The sequence below is a fragment of the Nitrosomonas sp. genome, from assembly GCA_031316255.1.
Lineage (GTDB): Bacteria > Pseudomonadota > Gammaproteobacteria > Burkholderiales > Nitrosomonadaceae > Nitrosomonas.
In genome coordinates, this window is sequence record JALDQW010000001.1 from 3,589,823 (window position 1) to 3,607,047 (window position 17,225).

The 17,225-nt window shown below is 46.0% G+C and carries 15 protein-coding genes; 5 read left to right on the forward strand and 10 right to left on the reverse strand.

The features are described from left to right. Nucleotides 1-140: 140 nt before the first annotated feature. From MRK00_15920 to MRK00_15950, 7 genes are all read right to left on the reverse strand, one after another. The gene (locus MRK00_15920; GenBank protein MDR4518857.1) at nucleotides 141-947 is read right to left on the reverse strand and encodes a methane monooxygenase/ammonia monooxygenase subunit C; all 807 of its coding nucleotides are present in this window, start codon (nucleotides 945-947) and stop codon (nucleotides 141-143) included. Between the two features lie 460 nt (nucleotides 948-1,407). After that, complete coding sequence (locus MRK00_15925; protein MDR4518858.1) at nucleotides 1,408-4,941, reverse strand: UvrD-helicase domain-containing protein; 3,534 nt, start codon at nucleotides 4,939-4,941, stop codon at nucleotides 1,408-1,410. After that, complete coding sequence (locus MRK00_15930; protein MDR4518859.1) at nucleotides 4,934-7,747, reverse strand: PD-(D/E)XK nuclease family protein; 2,814 nt, start codon at nucleotides 7,745-7,747, stop codon at nucleotides 4,934-4,936. Before MRK00_15930 ends, MRK00_15925 begins: the two co-directional genes overlap by 8 nt. A gap of 30 nt (nucleotides 7,748-7,777) precedes the next feature. Then, nucleotides 7,778-8,101 carry a ferredoxin family protein gene (locus MRK00_15935; GenBank protein MDR4518860.1) on the reverse strand — a complete coding sequence of 108 codons (324 nt, stop codon included), beginning with the start codon at nucleotides 8,099-8,101 and terminating at the stop codon, nucleotides 7,778-7,780. Nucleotides 8,102-8,263: 162 nt separating this feature from the next. Beyond that, on the reverse strand, nucleotides 8,264-8,680 hold the full coding sequence (locus MRK00_15940; protein MDR4518861.1) for a cupin domain-containing protein: 417 nt from the start codon (nucleotides 8,678-8,680) through the stop codon (nucleotides 8,264-8,266). A gap of 63 nt (nucleotides 8,681-8,743) precedes the next feature. Then, entirely contained in the window at nucleotides 8,744-8,986 is a 243-nt protein-coding gene (locus MRK00_15945) for a hypothetical protein (protein MDR4518862.1), read from the reverse strand. A 68-nt stretch (nucleotides 8,987-9,054) separates the two neighbouring features. Then, nucleotides 9,055-9,447, reverse strand: coding sequence for a hypothetical protein (locus MRK00_15950; protein MDR4518863.1), 393 nt, complete (start codon nucleotides 9,445-9,447; stop codon nucleotides 9,055-9,057). Nucleotides 9,448-10,079: 632 nt separating this feature from the next. Between MRK00_15950 and MRK00_15955 the strand changes: the two genes are divergently transcribed. Further along, entirely contained in the window at nucleotides 10,080-11,381 is a 1,302-nt protein-coding gene (locus MRK00_15955) for a CAP domain-containing protein (protein MDR4518864.1), read from the forward strand. Nucleotides 11,382-11,667: 286 nt separating this feature from the next. Then, nucleotides 11,668-12,462 carry a response regulator gene (locus MRK00_15960; protein ID MDR4518865.1) on the forward strand — a complete coding sequence of 265 codons (795 nt, stop codon included), beginning with the start codon at nucleotides 11,668-11,670 and terminating at the stop codon, nucleotides 12,460-12,462. 196 nt (nucleotides 12,463-12,658) lie between these two features. Here the strand turns inward: MRK00_15960 and MRK00_15965 are convergent, their stop codons facing one another. The 3 genes from MRK00_15965 to purE are packed head-to-tail and all read right to left on the reverse strand — an operon-like array spanning nucleotide 12,659 to nucleotide 15,209. Further along, a complete protein-coding gene (locus tag MRK00_15965; protein MDR4518866.1) occupies nucleotides 12,659-13,552 on the reverse strand; it encodes a phosphoribosylaminoimidazolesuccinocarboxamide synthase in 894 nt (297 codons plus the stop codon). Nucleotides 13,553-13,557: 5 nt separating this feature from the next. After that, nucleotides 13,558-14,688, reverse strand: coding sequence for a 5-(carboxyamino)imidazole ribonucleotide synthase (locus MRK00_15970; protein MDR4518867.1), 1,131 nt, complete (start codon nucleotides 14,686-14,688; stop codon nucleotides 13,558-13,560). Nucleotides 14,689-14,720: 32 nt separating this feature from the next. After that, on the reverse strand, nucleotides 14,721-15,209 hold the full coding sequence (gene purE, locus MRK00_15975; protein MDR4518868.1) for a 5-(carboxyamino)imidazole ribonucleotide mutase: 489 nt from the start codon (nucleotides 15,207-15,209) through the stop codon (nucleotides 14,721-14,723). A gap of 159 nt (nucleotides 15,210-15,368) precedes the next feature. On the opposite strand from purE, the gene MRK00_15980 reads away from it, so the two are divergent. The 3 genes from MRK00_15980 to hisG all read left to right on the forward strand — a co-directional run bounded on the left by MRK00_15980 (nucleotide 15,369) and on the right by hisG (nucleotide 17,197). Continuing rightward, nucleotides 15,369-15,800, forward strand: a complete 432-nt coding sequence (locus MRK00_15980; protein MDR4518869.1) for a biopolymer transporter ExbD — start codon at nucleotides 15,369-15,371, stop codon at nucleotides 15,798-15,800. A gap of 92 nt (nucleotides 15,801-15,892) precedes the next feature. Beyond that, nucleotides 15,893-16,531, forward strand: a complete 639-nt coding sequence (locus tag MRK00_15985) for a superoxide dismutase (protein ID MDR4518870.1) — start codon at nucleotides 15,893-15,895, stop codon at nucleotides 16,529-16,531. 21 nt (nucleotides 16,532-16,552) lie between these two features. After that, complete coding sequence (hisG, locus tag MRK00_15990) at nucleotides 16,553-17,197, forward strand: ATP phosphoribosyltransferase (GenBank protein ID MDR4518871.1); 645 nt, start codon at nucleotides 16,553-16,555, stop codon at nucleotides 17,195-17,197. The last annotated feature ends 28 nt before the right edge of the window (nucleotides 17,198-17,225 follow it).

Genomic DNA, 17,225 nt, shown 5'->3' on the forward strand with positions numbered 1-17,225 from the left:
GACGATTCCTTCACTGCCTTTCACTACATCTCCTCGAGATTTCTCAGAATGCATTATTATTACTCCCTTTATCTGCATCCCGTAGCCTCACAGAGCATCGCCCAGGCTTCTCGCTTGGGCGATGTATAGTCTAGCTTAGATTAAGGAACAATCCGGTTGTTTAGAATTTCTTTGCTTTGACCATTCCAGATCACGTCTGTCAGGTTAGAGTAACGGGTCACAATCTGTGCCGCGATACCACCTGAGAACAAACCTGCCCAGCCCAGAATCACAAAACCCCAGTGCAATGGCGCGCTAAACAGCTCTTCCATGAACCAGAATGCATGACCCCACTCGTTCAATCCAACGTTCGGCAGAATCATCAACGGACCAGCAATCGCCATAACCAGCGGGAATGATGTGCCACGGCTATACAGTGGCAAACGGGTCATCGCGTACAGGTATGCCGCTACACCACATACAATGTACATCGGGAATGAACCATAGAACACAACTACGTGACTTGGCGTGAAACTCGTGTCACGAATAATCACCTGATGCCAGGATGCATCTTGCTCGGTGAAGAAGCTGCCGCCCCAGTAAACACCAAACAGATAGACACCCAACCACATCATCCAGTAAAAATAACGCTTAACTTCAAGCTTTGGATCCAGGTTGTCCAGTTGCTCCTTGGTGTCACGGGTCTTCAGAATCCAGCCCCAGGTTACCAACGCAAACAATGGCATCAGGGTCATGTGTACACGCCACAAGCCCATCCATACACGGTCAAATTCCGGCTCCATTGAGTCCATACCATGTGAATACGCAAATGTACGCTGATACCAAATCCAGAATATCGCTACCGCCAGCATAATGCCCATGCCCAGCTTGTAGTACTTGGAGTCGTACCACAATGACATGTCATAGTCAGCACTCGCTGCTCTACTCGTTCCCATCGTTGTTGCCATCTTTATTCCTCCTTACTTTCGTATTAATTATTACTACTACTTCTCTCTTGTCCTTAATACTAATTAATTAGTACTGCTCTTTAATACTGCTCTTTTTAACAGCTCAGTTGCGCTTCTTCATAATCGCTCCTGCTACTGTAAACCAAAGGCTAGTCGACCTTACACTATAAAGTCAAGTCATTTGCCCAAAAATCTCCACATACTTCGTGGGGAGATTTACGTAATAGTAATAGATAATATTTTCGTTTTCAATATCCGAAAACATCCTTATTATAAAAATTTCAAATTTAAATTCTTTTCCCCGTTTGGAAATTTTAATTTTCCTGGACAAACCACGCTGTTTTTATTGTAACTTTTGACTTTTAATCGCAGAAAGCATTCTCAATAATAAACTGCTGCCATTCGAGTTATTCCTGAAATAATTCACTCATTGTTAATACACATTGTTAATACAATTTGGTCAGTATTTCCAGGTACGCCAGCCTCTCAATATTGGAAAATACAAACCCAAACATATGGGGCGCGAATCAATCTTGCTAAATAACTCAGCATAGCCATTCAATTGATGACAATACCGCTCCTGCTCTCTATCGAGAAACTGTCCAATACCGGAGCCTTCATGACTGCTTGTTTTATAATCTATAATCCATCGGGTTCCGTGCATATCACAAAAAGTCCGGTCTATGACATTTTCAACCACTATATCGTTGATGATTCCGGTCAACCTTAGCTCATTCTGAGCGTCAATTTGCTCGCCCAGAATCCATTGGCCACGATTATCTGTAATGGTATTAATCAATGCGGTAACAACGCGTTCAACCGCCTGATTCACAATTGCATGTTCTGAACCCAGTCCATTTTTTAATAATCCAAACGCAAATTTATTACGCATGGATTGTATGCGCTGTACATCCCATCCTTTCATTTGCTCTTCGGCAATTTGCTGCAACCAACGATGTACAATACTGCCGACATGTTTAGTCATTTCTCCGGCCCATGAAAACTCAATTTCTTCATGCATATTTGCAATTACATCCATTGATTTCCATTTCACCGGATCAGGCGCTGCCGGATGCTGCCAGTCTGAAACCAGTCTCAAAATTGACTGATCAATCAATGGTTCTTTGTACTGTTGAATCGTCTCTGCACTTTGACCGGGTTGCTGTCCCTGACATGCGCGATGCCTTGCAGCATTAACAAATTCCGGTTCTACAGCCGGCCAGAGCCTTTTTAATAGACTTCCTGATCTGGGTTGCAGAGGTACTTGTTCGCTGTTTTTTTCACTGAAATTTGTATGTCCAAACAAATGTAAAAACTTTTTGGCACGCGTTGCCGCGACATACAACAAACGTTCGGCTTCATAGTTTTCTTTCGCATGCTCAAGCGATTCCAGCCAGCGATTGATTGAATCGTTTTCTTTTCCGGTTTCCTGAATTGGCGCAAGAAACAGATCTGATTCACTGATATCAAATGCATCCCAACCTGAAGCGTCTTTACAGTCATAACGCGGCAACTCCATCCATTTCAGCAGTTGTTTTTCCCTGTTTCTCGGTGAAAAGCCAAGTCCTGGCAGCAATACCGTGTCAAATTCAAGCCCTTTCGATTTATGAATGGTCATGATTTGCAAGCTTTTGTCTGCATCAAAGTCTGTAGATGCATAAAGCCTGGCCATCCCTTCTTCAAAAGCAGCAAAATCCACAATATTACCCGCGCTTTCATGTTGCTCAAGATAGTCAAAAAATGTCATTGCGTCATTCAGTGAACTGGCATTATGCTTTTTCTGAATACCGTGTACATCCCGATTGCCATTTTGAACAATACTTTTCTTATTTTCGCCGATGCAACCCGGCCCACCGAGTGCTTGCCAGGCAGCCTCAACAGTTGTGCGTAACGACTGACGGTAACGATTCAGCATATATTGCAAAAATACTCTCCGGACACGCCCGAGCCGTTTGGCGCCATCGCGAGAAAGCGTATGCCAGCATTTCTCGTCGTTAATCATTTCCCATACTGTGCGGGTTTGAGGCTTCTTCTGCTCACAGTGATCGAACATCTGCGGGGATACCAACGCCTGCAGGTCATCAAGCCGCATCCCGCACCACGGTGCGCGTAAAATCCCAAACCAGGCCAGACGATCGGCAGGATTCAGCAATGCGCGCGTTAGCATCAGCAAGTCCTCTACAACTGGCTTTTGATTGAGCGCTTCAATTTCCACCGCATGAAAACGTAAACCTGCCGATTGCATCAATGCGACGATTTCGCTTAAATGACTGCGATTGCGTACCAGAACAGCGATTGTATCTGCCGGATACCTTTGTCTGGATAGTTTGATCACTGTCACAACCCTTTCTGCTTCAGCAGTACGGTCTTTTTCAAATGCGGGATGAATTGAAACTGCCGGGCCATCAAGATCGGCACTTACGGCGATGGAAGCGGAATAAGCTACAGCGCCAGCAGCGACATCTTCAAAGTCCGGCATAATCCGGCTGAAGGTACTATTTACCCAATTCACAATACCGCGTTGCGAACGGAAATTACTACTTAATGTTATGGCGCGCAAATCGATACTCCCTATCCCGCTTTGACGCGCCTGCAAAAACAATCCCACTTCAGCTTCCCTGAAACGATAGATTGACTGCATTGGATCACCTACAAGAAACAAACTTCGTCCATCGCCTGGTTCCCATGCAGCCACCAATTTTTCAATCAACTGATACTGACTGATTGAAGTATCCTGAAACTCGTCAATTAAAAGATGCTTTATACGATAATCCAGCGCCAGCGATAAATCTGTAGGCTCATCGGCATCGCCCAACGCTAAAAGCGCGCTTTGCGATATCTCGGTAAAATCCACCTGCCCGGTTAACTGAAAAATTATTTTCAGTTGCGCCACAGCATATGGCAACAACCGCGTTATCGCACCCAGTATTTGCCATTGATTTTCAATATAGACGGGTGAAGGCAATTGCCGGATTTCCTGCAATGCGCGGTGCAAATGGACATCTGCTTTGATCCGTTCAATAAATTGCGTAAAACGGACTTTCCATACCTGGGCTTTTTCTTTTTCAGTTTTTGTCTTACCCGCTGGAAAACCCTGCCTCGCATCAATTTTGTCACGCCACTCACCATCCGCCTTGAGCAATAATTCAGCAATACCGCACCATGCATCAACAGTATCCGGCAATCTGTCCATATCTGCACAAACAGTAATTGCCGAAGTCTTTTGTTCGGCCAAAAGATTTGCTGCGGCATAACGTACCAAAGCCACAATCTCTTCGTGCAGTTCACTGGAAAGCAAATTGCAAAGTCGGCCAACAGCATACCCGCGCACATTTTCAAGCGATGCTTCCAGCTCTTCTCTTGTTTTACCGTGAATATGCCGCAGCCAGTGATCACGCCGCGCCAGCATCGCAGCAAGCAGATTTTCAAGGCGTGCCAGATCGTTATCGAGGTATTCGAGCAGCAACTCTATATCATCTGCAATTTCATGCTGTTGATTGAGCAACTTGACTGTTGCACGCGCAGCATCCTGATAAAGCGTCTGCGCATTTTCAGTTGTTTCAGGTTGAGCACCGAATTTTGACAATATCGGCATCTGACGCGTCAGAGCGGCACAAAGCGCGTCTATGGTCAGTATTCGCAACCGCATGGGGTTGTCGAGAATATGCCACCCGGCCTGCCGGTCACACTGCAACACTGCTGCAGCAAGTTTATGCGTCAATTGTTCAAATTGATTCTCGGGATTGTCGACATTGCCTTGCGCCGCATCAAGTGCTTTCAAGATCCGCTCGCGCATCTCAGCAGCGGCTTTGCGGGTAAATGTAATGGCAACAATTTCTTCAGGTTCGTCAACACAGGCCAAAAGCTTTAGATAGCGCTGAATCAGCAATCCCGTCTTGCCTGACCCGGCTGGCGCCTGAACAATGAATGAAACTAACGGATCGATTGCGCGCAGCCGTTCTTCTGCATCAGGGATACTTTGAGAATCAGTCACTTTCAATGTCCTGATCTTCGGCGACATACCTGAGACGCTCATGAATACGGCAAAATGATTGCATATCACAATACTGGCAGGTTACCGGATAATGTTTGGGCGACACACTGACATTACCACTTAAAAAACCGGAAGCAAGCTGCGTCAAGTCCTGTTTCCATCTAGCAACCAGTTCATCCCATGTCTGGAAGTATGCGCACGATTTTGCCTGGCTAAACGCACCCACATCCGGCAACACATTCTGCTCGCTGAGAATCGCAGAGAAACCCATCTGCCCCTTTTTTATTGACGCAAATGCAACACCCGCAGCTGTCGATGCAATCGATTCCATCATCACAAGATACAACGGCAATTGCGGTTCATCAGGACGTTTACCCAGCATTGTTTCAATTTTGAATTTGCGCGTTTTGTAGTCAATAATGAGCAGTTGCCCGTTATGCAGCTGATCGAGCCGGTCCAGCCGTCCCTGTAACGTCAACTCTCCGACCTGAATCGTGTGACTTTCCTCTGTCGCAATCACACTGAAGTTGTCACGTTTCTTTTCTTCATCAAACCATGCCCGTAGCAACTGTATCAGGCGCCGCCGTTCAATAGCGGCAAAACGGCCTGCTAATGCAAAAGGCCGCAATCTTTCTACTTGTGCAACTGCCTGCTCGACTGCATTTGTCAACGTTTTCACCAAATCACCATCCTGTAGCCTATCGAGCGCTTCTTTTGTTTTCAGTTGCCGCCAAATCAAACACAAAGCTTGATGCACCAATATCCCTCGCTCCATGGCATTCAGTCCGGCATGCGGAATTTCCCTGTCTTTTATTTTCATACGGTGACGCGCCCACGCGAGAAACGGACACGCCGCATAATCCTTTATGACCGCAACACCGCCCGTTACGGTCTGTTGGGCTACCGGCATCACATGATCATCGATCAAACGTTCAAGACTTGCCGATTCGATGATTAAATCGCGGTGTTGCCTGAATTGCGGCAACTCAATAGCACCCTCCGGTATTGACCGGATCATGGAACTGGGCATTATTTCCTGCGCATCAAGGCCGTCTCGAAATCTTGGATAACTCAAAACAACCTCTTTAGCACTGTGCAACCAGCCATCCTTTAATTGCCGTGAATAGCTTAATGCTTCAGTGACCGAGCCCATTGGAATCCGGGCTTTTTTCTGGACACAATAAGGCAGGAATGGATTTGGATGCGGTTGCAGCGGCCACTGATCATCAGACAAACCCATGACCCATAAATGATCAAACACCATTCCTGCTGCTTCCAGTACACCGAGTATTTGAATTGGCACATATGGTGTCTCCGGCTGAAACACGGTATCTGCGGCCATAAATTTCAACCTTCCGATTGCACTTTCAAGATGTGTGGTCGCGATTACACTATCAAGGCAAGCAAAATCAGCCACAACTTCATGCCATTTTTTCAGCGTCTGATACTCTACGGAATCAAGCGCGCGCTCCCCGGGAAATCTCATAATCCGAAGTACCTGGGAAAACAACTGTGCATAAACCGCATGATGATCCTGGGTTGGCAAATGATTTTGACAAAAAGAATGCAGCGCTGATAAATTTTTGCTCAAAACCGGACTTTGAGTTTCACCGTTTTCATCATTATTATCGCCTTTATGGTCAAACCGTTGCACCAGTGCCACAAGATCCTCCAAAGTAACAAATGGTGCCGCATAGCGTCGCATTCGCATATCCATTAGGGCACGCTGATTCATTTCTGATTCACCGCCACCCAAAAAAGGAGAACGCAACAGATGACTGGCACGATCATAAGTCAGTCCATGCGTAATCAATTCAAGTAGCGATAAAGCGGTATCGACCAAAGGGTAGGCAGTCAGCGACAAACCTAAAGAAATATTGAATGGCTGATGATGCTGCGACGAATGCATTTGCGGCAACGCCGCATGAACGTCCGGTTGCATCACTTCAGCAAAAATTCGTGCAACAGCTTTTCGCTCATTCGCCAGAGTAGGCACTACCACAGCGATCGATACATCTGGATTGGCTTCAAGCCTTGATCGCGCCCATAGCGCTGATCGGAATAACTCCTCATGACGATCAACACAGCCGAGGCGTGATGGGCTAAAAACCGTGCCGCTTGATTGACCTCTAAACATCGCCGGAGGCTGCACGCAAACCACATCACACCCCGACGCCTGGAGCTTGTGTAGAAAAGTAACTTGCTGGGGTGTTAAAATCTCGAAACCATAACAAAACAGATAATTAGGTTTTGTTACAGGCATCTGGTTATAGTGCTCCGCAATAAAGTCCACAAGACATGCCGGATCAATTTGATGATTTCTCGTCAAACATTCAGCATAATGCGCCGCCCAGTCTTGAAAAGCACTACAGTCTTCATTCAGAAAAGAATTATTGATTTCTGATGACAATTGCCATGCATGCAATAACTGCCAGGCTTCGTAGGCCAGTCTTGCAGTCCGTGCAACGGCCAGCAATCCTTGCCCAATTTCAGAAGACTGAATAATTTCTTGCCAAAGCAGTTGCGCCTGACTGGAAGTTAATAACAGCGGAATTTCAATTGACGAACTGGCGTAGAGCGCATCCAGATAAATGCGTTCAACAAAGGATGCAAATGGAAGTATATCGGCCGTACGCCAGACTGCTTTTTGTTGGTCAGTCTGGTACCGGACAAAACGATCTTTAAGCGCCCGGGCAAGTCTTTGGTTGGGTGTAACAACTGTCGTTACCGCCGCACTGGCATCCAGACGCTCAAAAAGCTCGTTATATGGAAGTTGAAAAAAATGATTGGATTTGTCATGCGGCATAGAGATTCTTATTCAATGCCACATTCCCGGTTAACGTAGCAGTTGATCCCGCTTTTCAGTGACGCCAGCCCATTCGTCTGCATCAGGCAATGGATCCTTCTTTTCGATAATCGGCCGCCATTCTTTTGATAACTCAGCATTCATGGCAATAAAGTCCGCCAGCGCATCAGGCACATCATCTTCCGCATAAATCGCTTCCACCGGACATTCTGCAACACATAATGTGCAATCGATACATTCATCCGGATCAATCACCAGAAAATTGGGGCCTTCACGGAAACAGTCAACCGGGCAGACATCAACACAATCCGTGTATTTGCATTTAATACAGTTTTCAGTTACTACATAAGCCATTAATTTTTCCCTTGCATGACACTTATAGAATCCGATATTTTAGCAGAGTTTTATTCTTCACTGCTATTGCTACACAATCTGAAAATAAAAATAGTTGTTGTCCGTCTGTCATGACAGTATGTGCAATGACTTCAGGTTACTATCATTCAAGCTAAAAACAGATTATTTGTCTGATATACGGTATGGGTATGGCACGACTTTATCCTGTTCGGCAGGATCGTTACGGGCAACGATGGCGCGCGCGGGTTTGGATTGGCTCAGATTCGTGGCGTCATGGGGAACATCCGGCGGAACAAACAAAAACTCACCGCTCGTACTAACGACTTCATTTTCAAGATTCGTTCCCCATCGCGTGAGAACTTCGCCTTCCAGAACGTATATGCCGGTTTCATAACCCACATGGATATGCGGCTCAGCTTTTGCGCCCGGAGGTATAACGACAACATGCATTGAAAGCCCTGTAGCGCCAACCGTCTGCCCGGAAATGCCGAGAAAATACGGCAATTTTTGCAAAGTCGTCACTTCCTGATCCGGCCGGATTGCTTGGACCGCTTGTATCTTTTGTTTGTCCGTTGTCAATTGCAATACCTCCTTCGTATACCCATCGGGATTTACATAAATAATACATCAACTGCTTCCGGTCTATCTTTTGAGGTTGTCCAGATGAAAATCATTCAGATACAACACCAATAAACTTATTGCGATTGAAACCAGATAGCTTAAAGTCGGCACTCCGGGAAAAAGATAAAGATCCAACAGACCCCAGACACCGCGCCACAGCATGATGATTGCTACCACAATGATGATCGAATTAAACGTAGTACGCTTATTTATCAGATTGTTCAGCAGCGTTTTTTGCTGCAGCTCATTCTGCTGTTCTGACATAGATTAATACTCCACGCTTGTTGTTCTTATGGACAAAGGTTAATGCAAAACGAATTACAACAAAAGTCCTATGAAACCTTAAAAGCCAAAAAGAATGATGCCTTCCTATTTTTTTCTTTTGCCAACCGGGCGACTTTTCCAACAATCGTGAAATGCAGATTATAAAAAGCCGCGATTTGTAAATAACTGTATTCGCCGGTTGCGTACATTGCCGCTATGGCTTTTAGATTGGGCGCAGGCGGGCAGCGCTGGGCTTTAGGTCTATTCTTATCTTCAGATAGGCCGTTAATCTTTTTTTGCATTTTCTGAACAAATTGATCGTCGCCTGGAAATACTTGCCGGTTTAAATGCCGCCAGATGGATTCCTGTGCTATCCCTTGCGCCCCAAATTGTGTGTAGCGTTTCAGTGCTGTTGTACGTCTTTTTGAAAATGCGCCAACTTCTGTAGTTTCGGCAATCAACTGACTACTCAGATCTTAGCAAAAGACCGTGGTTCCGTTTGGCGTCGGCTTAGTTGTACGCAATCCATGTGTATTATAGGCGAGAGGGTCGATACGGGTGCCCGAGTTTGTAACTGTTTCCAGACGCATCAAGTACTACAGATGTACCATCGAGCGCATTCATCCGGTTTGAATTTTGGGGCACCTTTTGACCGTAATATTCGTTGTATCTGATTTACGACAATGATGCATGTACTAAAGAAACGATATGTTCATTTACATGAATGCTCACGTCATTCATTCACTGTAACAAATTTTGTCAATCCGTAATACCCGTTGTCTCTGATTTGCGACAACAAAAGCATTTATTATTCATAGTATTGCAAAAAACGGGTTCATTTATACAAAAATAAGCGACACTCAAGTCACTGTTGCTCGCATAACACTCTGTTTTATAGAATAAATCAGTCTGGCATGAAATTTGCTAACTTTAGTGGTATGAGCCATTTATTAAAAATCATAGTCAACGTATCAAAGAATCACCTTAATAAATAACGTCAATTTGCTTTACAGATGAGTCACACAACTTTTCTTGTTAAAACAATTTACCTTTAAAGACAACCCACAAATTTAGGCAGGAGTAAATTTATTTTATGTCACAAGCAAATATTTACGAACAATTTATGCTGGAATTGATTAATGCCGAACGCAGTAAAGCTGGTGCTCAACCACTTGCTTTTAACGGCGATCTGAATGAATCGTCCGAAACTCACAGTTCGTGGATGATTTCAACGGATACTTTCTCGCATACGGGTGCCGGAGGGTCCAGTCCGGGTGATCGAATGACCGCCGCGGGTTATAATTTTTCAGGCTCATGGACCTGGGGTGAAAATATCGCGTGGATGAGTACGCGTGCACCAACTGGCCTGGCAGACGAAGTGCAACAGCTCCATACGATGCTCATGAATTCCTCAGGTCATCGTGCAAATATACTGAATGATTCCTTTCGGGAAATCGGTGTCGGATTCGAAGTCGGTGAATTTCAAAATTTTGAAGGTGCGTTTGCAACGCAAAATTTCGCCCGCACTGCATCAAACGCTTTCCTGACCGGGGTTGCTTTCGACGATCAGGACGGCGACCGGTTTTATGATATCAATGAAGGGCTCGGCAATATTATCATCACGGCCAAAAATAACGCCACGGGTGTGGTGAGCACAACTTCAACAAATCAGGCAGGCGGATATACGCTGGAGTTAACAACAGGAAATTACACGGTCAGCTTTGGTGGCACTGGTGGCACTGGCATTTCTACAACCAGTCAGGTAGTCAACATCGGCAGCCGTAACCTAAAACTGGATTTAATTGATCCGGCAGCCAGCAATAACGACTCCGCTCCCCAACCGGAGCCCGATCCAGCGCCGCAAACCACTCCCGAACCGACCCCAGAACCGGCACCGGAATTGAACACAATTACCGGCACATCACGATCTGACAGATTGACCGGTACGGCCAACAACGATGAGATTCTTGGATTCCGTGGCAATGATATCTTGTTTGGCGATGCCGGAAACGACGTAATCAAAGGCGGCGGCGGAACAGATCTATTATTTGGCGGTGAAGATGCAGACATATTAACAGGTGGGTCCGGACGGGATTATTTTATACTCGACGCACCTTTTGCCGATGCGATTGACGTCATCACCGACTTCAAGCATGGGTATGACAAAATCATTCTTGATGATGCCATTTTCAGCGCGCTCAACAGTGGCAGATTGAATGCTGCAGCATTCACTACAGGCACTAAAGCCCGGGATACAACAGATATGATCATCTACGACGCAGAATCTGGTGCGCTTTATTATGATGCAGATGCCACAGGCGTAACGGAAACAGTACAATTTGCGCTGTTATCACCAGGACTGAATCTCACATATGTCGATTTTGTTGTGATCTGATAACTTGCGCCTCGCGCGCTTCCTGAAAACGAGTAAGGTAGCCCGAATCTTCTTGTTTTTGTAAATACAATTTAATAGGCCAAATGGACTAAAGCGAATCTAAGCAAAAACAAAACACGGGCATAAATGGCAACTCATCCCGGTATGGCTCCTCCCTCTCTTATAAACCCTCACTTTGTTCAAATTGAACCAGTTATGTGCATGTGCATTTGATGAATTAAATTTGCTACAGATTCTGTCGTAAAGAACACATCATTGATAGTCTTTAGATAACCATAAGTTCAATATGCAATCCAATCAAAAATTACGTGTTCTAATTGTTGACGACTCAATTTCCGTACGCAGCGTATTACGTACTCTATTAAATGAAAATGGCTATAACGTTGTTGGCGAGCTGGGCAGTGGCTCGAAATTGCTGAATTCAATCAATCATTTAATGCCACATATTATTTGTCTCGATTATTATTTACCAGGTACTGATGGACTCTCTCTACTTAAAAAGATTCAGGATGTGTATCCGCATATCGCAGTTGTCATGATTACCGGAAGCAATGACCAAAAACTGGAACATGCGGCAGCTGATGCCGGCTCGGCCGGATTTTTACATAAACCATTCACTCAGGAACAGATTATTAAGGCACTGCAAAAGGTTGCGTATGCGCAGCGATTGCTACTGGTGGCCGAAAAAAAACGCAATCCATTTGCAGAAAAACCCTCGCGCGCCACTGCCGTGGTAGCGGATGACAGCGTGACGTTGCGTCGTTTATTGTCGGCAATTCTGGCGCACATGGGGGTTGAAGTAGTTGCAGAAGCGTGCGACGGTAAACAGGCGATAGAATTAGTTTGCAAACATCGTCCCGATATTGTTTGCCTGGATTACGAGATGCCCGTGATGAATGGACTGGAAGCATTAAAAATCATACACAAACAAACACCGACAATAAAGGCAGTGATGGTAACCTCCACCGCCAGTCGAGATAAATTTATGCAGGCGACACAAGCCGGAGCAAAAAGCTACATCCTCAAACCTTATCATCCAGACAAAGTTACACATGTCATTTCAGAGCTATTAGCAAGTTAAGAATGAGTATAACTTGCTGAGTTAAGATTGATCAAATAAGTGGCCACGAGCGAATATAATGGTTTTACTTAGCCAAGAATAAGTCAAGTTAAGGGTGTTCAGAATTCTGTGTCAGTTTGCAAGCACAGGGACAGGCCTATATTCTATACCCATATATTTTTCCCTGAAAATTTCTTCTTTCCTGGATGGCTACCATTCAAACCCCAGTCAACCGCCGCAACGCTTCCTCATATTTTTCCATTGTCTGACGAATGACATTTTCGGGCAACTTCGGTGCTGGCGGTTTTTTGTTCCAATTTTGCGTCTCCAGCCAGTCGCGCACAAACTGTTTGTCGTAACTCGGCGGGCTGATGCCAGTTTGGTATTGGTCGACCGGCCAGAAGCGGGATGAATCGGGTGTTAGCACTTCATCAATCAAATACAGTTCGTCTTTATCGTCGAGTCCAAATTCGAATTTGGTATCGGCGATGATGATACCCCGTTGCACGGCATAATCAGCCGCCTCAGTATACAACTGCACCGCTTTTTCCTTGACCCTGGTAGTCAGGTCTTTACCTATTTGCTGTTCGACTTCGGACAAGGCGATATTCTCATCGTGCAGGCCTACCTGGGCCTTGGTCGATGGAGTAAAAATTGCGCCACCAGGTATTTTTTCGGCCTGCTGTAATCCCGGCTGCAATTGAATACCGCAAACTGCACCCGTCGCCTGATAGTCCTTCCATCCTGAGCCGACGATATAACCGCGCACGATCGCTTCAACCGGCAGCGGTTTGAGTCTGCGAATGACAAAGGAACGATCCTGAACCTGCTCGCGTTCGTTTTCAGCGACGACTGATTCGGGCGTAATGCCGGTTAAATGATTGGGTATGATATGCGCCAGTTTTTCGAACCAGAATGCCGACAGCGCGGTCAGCAACTTGCCTTTGCCCGGTATCGGATCGGGCAGGATGACATCGAATGCCGACAGCCGGTCGGTTTGCACGATCAGCAATTTGTCATCATCGACGGCGTAAATATCGCGTACTTTACCGCGGTGCACAAAAGGCAGGCTTTTGATGTTCGTTTCAAATAATGCCGATTCTTTTTCCATTTTATTTAATTGAATTCCAAAAGCTGCTTGATAGAACGCGCTCTCGCCAACGCTTCGTCTGCAGTCACATCAAGCACTGTAAAATGACCCATTTTACGTCCTGGCCGCGCTACTGTTTTACCATATAAATGCAGCTTGACCGAGGGCTGTCCGAGTACCTGGGACCAATCCGGTTCACCCTTCCGCCACACATCCCCAAGCAGGTTGACCATGACACAGGGTTGATGCAAATCGGTATTACCCAGCGGCAAATGACACAATGCACGCAGCTGCTGTTCAAACTGCGATGTCACGCACGCGTCTATGGAAAAATGTCCGCTGTTATGCGGACGCGGTGCAATTTCATTGATCAACAACTGGCCATCTTGCAGAACAAAAAACTCGACACAAAGCACCCCCCGGTAATTCAAGGCATCTGCCACTTTTCTGGCGACATCATACGCGCTTTCAACAAGCGTTTCGGGAATCCTGGCTGGCGCTATGCTGATATCGAGTATGCCGTTAACATGTTGATTCTCCACAACCGGAAAGCATGCCACATTCCCATCATGTCCTCTCCCCAGTACAACAGAAACTTCGCATTTCAAGGGCAATTTTTTTTCCAGCACACAGGATACTGACCCGAGATCAGAAAATGCCGTCTTCAATTCCGCCGCACGATTTACATGCCGTTGGCCTTTACCATCGTAGCCAAATTGACTGACTTTCAGTATTCCCGGAAACAAGTCATACACCACTTCGAAATCCGTGCTCTGTTCAATGACTGCAAACGGTGCTACCGGAAAACCTTTCGATTGCAAGAACTGTTTTTCAGAAATCCTGTTTTGCGCAATCTCAACGCTGTGTGCATCCGGGCTGACACTACAATAAGACACCAGTTTTGCAAGCGCTTCGGCCGGAATGTTTTCAAATTCGGTTGTAACTGCAGCGCACTGCTCGCCCATTTGCTGCAAGGCAGCCTGATCAGCATAATCGGCGCAGATAAACTGATCGGCTATCCGGCCTGCCGGGCTGCCGGGGTCTGAATCCAGAACGGTGACCTGATAACCCATTTGATGCGCTGCTATGACAAACATTCTGCCAAGCTGACCACCGCCCAATAAACCCAGCATTGAACCAGGTAAAATCGGCTTCATTGGGTTGATAGTGTTAACATGTGCGACACGGTTTACTCCGGCAGTTGCATAGCGGCAACACTTTTTGTCTGTTGTTCACGGAAAGAATCCAATCTTTTTTTTATTTGCAGATCGGTATTCGCCAGAATTGCAACCGCAAACAACCCAGCATTCGCGGCACCTGCCTCGCCGATCGCAAAAGTCGCTACCGGAATACCTTTGGGCATTTGCACAATCGACAGCAAAGAATCCAGCCCTTTTAGGTAGCGGGAATTGACCGGAACCCCGAGCACCGGGACAGTGGTTTTGGCGGCTATCATCCCCGGCAGATGCGCCGCGCCTCCGGCACCGGCGATAATACATTGTATCCCCCGCTTGACGGCGGTCTCGGCAAATTCAAACATGACATCAGGCGTACGGTGTGCTGATACCACGCGCGCTTCATGCGGAATATTGAAATCCTTCAGAATAGCTGCTGCATGCTGCATGACATTCCAGTCGCTGTTGCTGCCCATAACAACGCTGATCAACGGATTTTTCATTTAAACAGGATTAAAAAAGATTTTGGAAAATGTTAAAAAAGAAGCTGCTTCTGCTCATATTCAGACATGGAAAATACTTTCTTTTGCCTAGCTTGTTTATAATACCCGGTTCAAGTTATATAATTTTAAACCATATCTCAGTACAAAAGCGCACAAACAATGAATTTTCAACGAGGCAGACAAAAGGAAGAACCGGAAATCAATCTGGTGCCCATGATTGATGTTTTGCTGGTGATACTAATTTTTCTGGTGGTTACCACAACCTACTCAAAGTTTGCCGAACTTGAAATAACATTGCCCGAAGCCAGCACGGAAGAAGTCGATAAAAATATTGAACGCCCTCAGGCCATTGATATTACCGTCAATACAATGGGAGAATACACAATCAATTTAATGCCGGTCAAATCGGTGAGTATTGAATACCTGCGCGACACACTGCGCGATGCCGCCAAGGATCAGCAAGACCCACTGATTATTATCAACGCTGATGCAAAAGCAACGCACCAGTCGGTGATCACAATTATGGAAGCCGCCCGTCTTGCCGGGTACAATAAAATAACATTTGTTTCAGAAATCAAGCCTGGAAATTAAAATTTCCACAAAATCAGGATCAAAAATCCTGCAATATAATATGAAAAACTTCGTCACCCATTTATTCAACCATTTATAGAAAGGAGACTTGCATGTCACTTAATCTTGATAATTTTTCCAGCACTGCAGTGTCGGGTTCGCAATTTGTATTAGCGCCGTTGCCCTATGCGGATAATGCTTTGGAACCTGTCATTTCTGCAAACACACTCAGTTTTCACTACGGCAAGCACCATAAAACCTATGTCGACAACCTGAACAATCTCGTCAAGGGTTCAGAACTCGAAGGCCAGTCGCTTGAAGACATTATCCACGCAGTCGCCGGCAAAACGGACAAAGCGGGCATTTTCAATAATGCCGCGCAGGTCTGGAATCATATGTTTTACTGGCATAGCCTTAGCCCCAATGGCGGCGGCGAACCGCCCGCAAACCTTAAGCAAAGAATCGAACAATCATTCGGCAGCGTGGACGCCTGTAAAAAAGAATTTGCAAACGCCGCAATGACACAATTTGGTAGCGGCTGGGCCTGGCTGGTGCAAGACGGCGATAAAATTGCTATCGCCAAAACCGGCAATGCCGAATCACCCATCACGCAAAATGTGAGACCACTTGTAACCATTGACGTGTGGGAACATGCTTACTATCTGGACTATCAGAATCGTCGCGTGGATTATGTCAATACAATTCTGGATAAACTGATCAACTGGGAATTTGCGCAAGCAAATCTTGGGTGATCACACAAAATTACAGCATTTATGACTGATATCACCATCGCGCTGTCAAAAGGGCGAATTTTTGACGACACTGCCCCGTTACTCGAAGCCGCCGGAATTATTCCCCAGGATAATCCGGAGTCTTCACGCAAGCTCATTCTGGCCACCAACCGCGCCAACGTGCGGTTGGTGATTGTACGCGCATCCGATGTGCCAACCTATGTTCAGTATGGCGCTGCTGATCTGGGCATTGCAGGCAAAGATGTCTTGCTTGAACATGGCGGCAGTGGGTTGTACCAGCCGCTGGATTTAAACATTGCACGGTGTCGCATGATGGTTGCCGTAGCTGAAGGATTTGACTACGAATTTGCTGTTCGCCAGGGCGCGCGGTTAAGAATCGCCACCAAATATCTGCAAACAACACGCGAACATTTTGCCGACAAAGGTGTGCATGTTGACCTGATCAAGCTTTACGGTTCCATGGAGCTTGCACCGCTGGTCGGCTTGGCGGACGCCATCGTCGACCTTGTTTCGACGGGCAGCACGTTAAAGGCCAATAACCTGCGTGCAGTCGAAGAAATCATGCCGATTTCTTCAAGGCTGATCATCAATCAGGCGGCATTGAAACTGAAACGTAAAACGATTCAACCCATATTGAATGCGTTTGCAAGCGCAATCAAACACTAAACCAGTGCATTCCGCCGCATTTTTACTT

Bases quoted from the DNA above. Each gene is read 5' to 3' on its own strand.
- MRK00_15920 (MDR4518857.1), bottom strand. From the start codon at position 947: ATGGCAACAACGATGGGAACGAGTAGAGCAGCGAGTGCTGACTATGAC.
- MRK00_15930 (MDR4518859.1), bottom strand. From the start codon at position 7,747: ATGCCGCATGACAAATCCAATCATTTTTTTCAACTTCCATATAACGAG.
- MRK00_15935 (MDR4518860.1), bottom strand. From the start codon at position 8,101: ATGGCTTATGTAGTAACTGAAAACTGTATTAAATGCAAATACACGGAT.
- MRK00_15945 (MDR4518862.1), bottom strand. From the start codon at position 8,986: ATGTCAGAACAGCAGAATGAGCTGCAGCAAAAAACGCTGCTGAACAAT.
- MRK00_15955 (MDR4518864.1), top strand. From the start codon at position 10,080: ATGTCACAAGCAAATATTTACGAACAATTTATGCTGGAATTGATTAAT.
- MRK00_15960 (MDR4518865.1), top strand. From the start codon at position 11,668: ATGCAATCCAATCAAAAATTACGTGTTCTAATTGTTGACGACTCAATT.
- MRK00_15965 (MDR4518866.1), bottom strand. From the start codon at position 13,552: ATGGAAAAAGAATCGGCATTATTTGAAACGAACATCAAAAGCCTGCCT.
- MRK00_15970 (MDR4518867.1), bottom strand. From the start codon at position 14,688: ATGAAGCCGATTTTACCTGGTTCAATGCTGGGTTTATTGGGCGGTGGT.
- purE (MDR4518868.1), bottom strand. From the start codon at position 15,209: ATGAAAAATCCGTTGATCAGCGTTGTTATGGGCAGCAACAGCGACTGG.
- MRK00_15980 (MDR4518869.1), top strand. From the start codon at position 15,369: ATGAATTTTCAACGAGGCAGACAAAAGGAAGAACCGGAAATCAATCTG.
- MRK00_15985 (MDR4518870.1), top strand. From the start codon at position 15,893: ATGTCACTTAATCTTGATAATTTTTCCAGCACTGCAGTGTCGGGTTCG.
- hisG (MDR4518871.1), top strand. From the start codon at position 16,553: ATGACTGATATCACCATCGCGCTGTCAAAAGGGCGAATTTTTGACGAC.